This window comes from Okeania sp. SIO2F4, assembly GCF_010672385.1.
GTDB lineage: Bacteria > Cyanobacteriota > Cyanobacteriia > Cyanobacteriales > Microcoleaceae > Trichodesmium.
In genome coordinates, this window is record NZ_JAAHGT010001061.1 from 1 (window position 1) to 3131 (window position 3131).

The window sequence follows — 3131 nt, forward strand, 5'->3', positions numbered from 1 at the left end:
AAAATCAAACAACTTTTTCTAGCTGTCAAGGAGCGATCGCCTAATTCTTCAGCAGTAGGAGTATCTTGCTCCTGTGCCTCAGCAAGCTGAATATTTATATTGGGTTTCGTTACCTCAATCCAACCTACTATCTATAAATCTTCAAATCTTCAAGCTTGAATAATTAACGATGGAAATTATTCAAGGTAGGGGTTTGGTCTCCAAACCCTTCTCCAAACCCTTCTCCAAAACCTCCCAACCCATACAGTTATTTAGGAGCTAAAAAAAAAGTCAATATTTTTCCATAATACTTATCTAATCTGAAAATAAAACAACTTTTTCTGACTGTCAAGGAGGGATGCTCAAAATTAGTCTTCAAGCAAATCAAGAAAATTCCTCCTAAATTCTGACTTCTGAGTTCTGAGTTCTGACTTCATAAGTGGTTGGGGTTTGGTTTCCCAATCCCTACAGTTATTTGGGAGGCAAAACATGAAAAGCGCTAATCTTTCAGTTTAGTAGTAAAAGTATCTTGCTCCTGTGCCTCAGCAAGCTGAATATTTATCTTGGGTTTCGTTACCTAAATCCAACCTACCTAAAAAAAAAGTCAATATTTACCCATAATACTTATCTAATTTTAAAATAAAACAACTTTTTCTGGCTGTCAAGGAGCGATCGCTAAATTTCTGTCATTGAGTCTCAAGGGATTAGGGTTTGGAGAGCAAACCCCTAGAGTTATAATGAAAATTCCTCCTGAATTCTGTAGGGGTGATTCGCGAATCACCCCTACTCTTGACTCCTGACTCCTAAAATTAAGCAATACTACCTCGCTTCCTAGTCTCCTTATAAGAAGTTCCCACATTTTTCAAACCAGCCTTAATCATTTCCTGCTCCAATAAAGCAAAGAAACTTGCCCGATCGCCACCCCTAACCACCGCTTGATTATGAGCTTCCGCCAATACCACCGGATAACCATAACCTTTCTGCACTTGAGCCAACATCATTCCTAACACTAACTCCAACATTTCTTCATCCTCAGCCACCCATTCTGGCATATCAATTCTAGCAACCTCCGTACCAACATTCACATAACAAAAATAGATAGTATTATCCCCATATAAATCCAAAATTCTCGCCGAAGATTGCCATAAAGGACTCCTTTCCCCAGGCTGTAATATTGAACCCCAAAATATTACATCTCGCAAAGGTTCAAACGACTGACAAGGTGCTTTTTCGGTAAAACCAAATCCGCCTAAACCAACATTCGGGCAATAACTAACACAGTCTGGTTCATCATAAATACAAGCCTTTAAACGTAAAAAAGATAAACTTTCACTACTTCGAGAAGCACTCAAATAACCAATCAAAGGAATACCAGCTAACTTTAATTTATTCCAAGCATCTAAAATCGGATTTAAAATTCTATCCCTGGCTTCAGAAGGCAAAGATTCTAAGAACCAATAAATCAGAGAACCATCAACCATAGCTAATATTGGCGAACCTAAATTATCAGAATTATTTTTCCTCCATTCACAACCCAATTCTGCCAAAACCAAACCCTCAGAAATAGTCCGTCGATAACCCATCCATTCTTCAGTTTTAATTCCCCATTGTCGAGAAATATAAAGGTCATCTGCCTCATAAAAAATTTTTGGAATACTATCTAAAAGCGGATAAACACTTTCCCCATAATGTAACATTACTCGCCCAATATTTAACAAATAACAATAAGCAATTTCATGGTGACTTGGAGCTATTTGAGAACCATCTGTCGCAAATACCGTATGAATTTTCGGAGGCGGATTAATCAGAGGATAACTATCTAAAGATTCTATCGGAATAGCAGGATTAAAAAGTATGCGATCGCTCCAAGTTTCCTCCAATTCTAATAATTTTTCCTGTTCATTTTTTGCTTCTTCCAATAATTCTTGAGCTATATCTAATCTATTTTGAGCAGCCAGAGCTTCTTTTGTCAGATGTTGACTCATCCCTTGCATTTGTTGCCCTAGTTTTGTCAGATCTAGCATAGTTTCAATTTCCTAATTTTTAGATAATTAAGTAGTTGTTAATTAAGGAAGAAGGAAGAGGGAAGAGGGAAGAAGAAAGAAGTAAGAAAGGGCGTTGCTGATTCAGGGTATGATTTGATGATTTTGTATTTTGTATTGTTTGAACTACTTGTTAATATTAACTGTTCCTTGCTCCCAGTTAAGTGTTGCCTACTCCCTATAAACCTACTTTCATACTTTAATTCAGCAATGCCGAAGTAATAAAGAATCAATATTGAAATTGAATAAAAAAAGCTCATTTCAATAAAAATAATAGATATAGCAATATAGCTGCCTAAAATAATCTGACGAGATGCAGCTTTTTGTCGCATTCTTTTTTCAAGCAGGGATCTCCCTTTTTAAGGGGGATTTAGGGCGCTCGTTAATGTACCTCACCAGAGTGAAAATCGCTATAGTTTTGTCAAATTAACTAAAGGATTTTGATTTATCTTAATTGTTCTTAAATTCTATCAAAATCATTCCTAATTGCTATAGCAGGATCATACTATTTCCCAAATTTAAGTTTTCTCCTAACTTTCAAACTATCTTCTTCCTTCTTTCTCCTTCTTCCTTCTTACTTCTTCCCTCAAATTTTCCATCCAGAAAAATCCTGACAAAACTGAGTAGAAGATAATAAATGAATAGGTGGATGTTCAGCTACAGAATCTCGTTCTTTCTGAGTATTGTAACCCCAGTCTGCCAAAAATAATTCTACTTCTTTTAAATCTGGTTGTTTTTGCACCGATAGTAAAGTTTTCAATCTATCTTCAACAAACCAAATAATTGCACCTTCATCTAATTCTGCCAATAAAATTCTCAGAGTTTCATATTTCGGACGTTTACATTCTTTACCAATAATATTTGCTTCCGGTAAATTAACACCTTGTTTTTGTAATAGGGAACGAACAAACCTTCCCTCCTTAGTTGTTACAATAAAAAGTTTAACCTCCGATACCATTAACTCTTTTACCTTTTCCACAACCCCTGGATAAAATTCATGATAGGGCTAGAGGTTCAACAATGGCTGGATGTTCCAGATTACGGGTAATAATGTATTGGTTGCGGAATTGGACTAATTCATTGAAACTGGGGTCAGGGTTGCGTAGAACT

3 protein-coding genes are annotated in these 3131 nt (G+C 36.2%); all 3 read right to left on the minus strand.

What is annotated here, in order from left to right; genetic code table 11:
• Positions 1-788: 788 nt before the first annotated feature.
• Positions 789-2003, minus strand: coding sequence for a DNA double-strand break repair nuclease NurA (locus F6K22_RS37035; RefSeq protein WP_293109734.1), 1215 nt, complete (start codon positions 2001-2003; stop codon positions 789-791).
• A gap of 38 nt (positions 2004-2041) precedes the next feature.
• Positions 2042-2353 carry a hypothetical protein gene (locus F6K22_RS37040; protein ID WP_293109735.1) on the minus strand — a complete coding sequence of 104 codons (312 nt, stop codon included), beginning with the start codon at positions 2351-2353 and terminating at the stop codon, positions 2042-2044.
• Positions 2354-2607: 254 nt separating this feature from the next.
• Positions 2608-3000, minus strand: a complete 393-nt coding sequence (locus tag F6K22_RS37045; protein ID WP_293109736.1) for an HAD family hydrolase — start codon at positions 2998-3000, stop codon at positions 2608-2610.
• Positions 3001-3131: the final 131 nt, after the last annotated feature.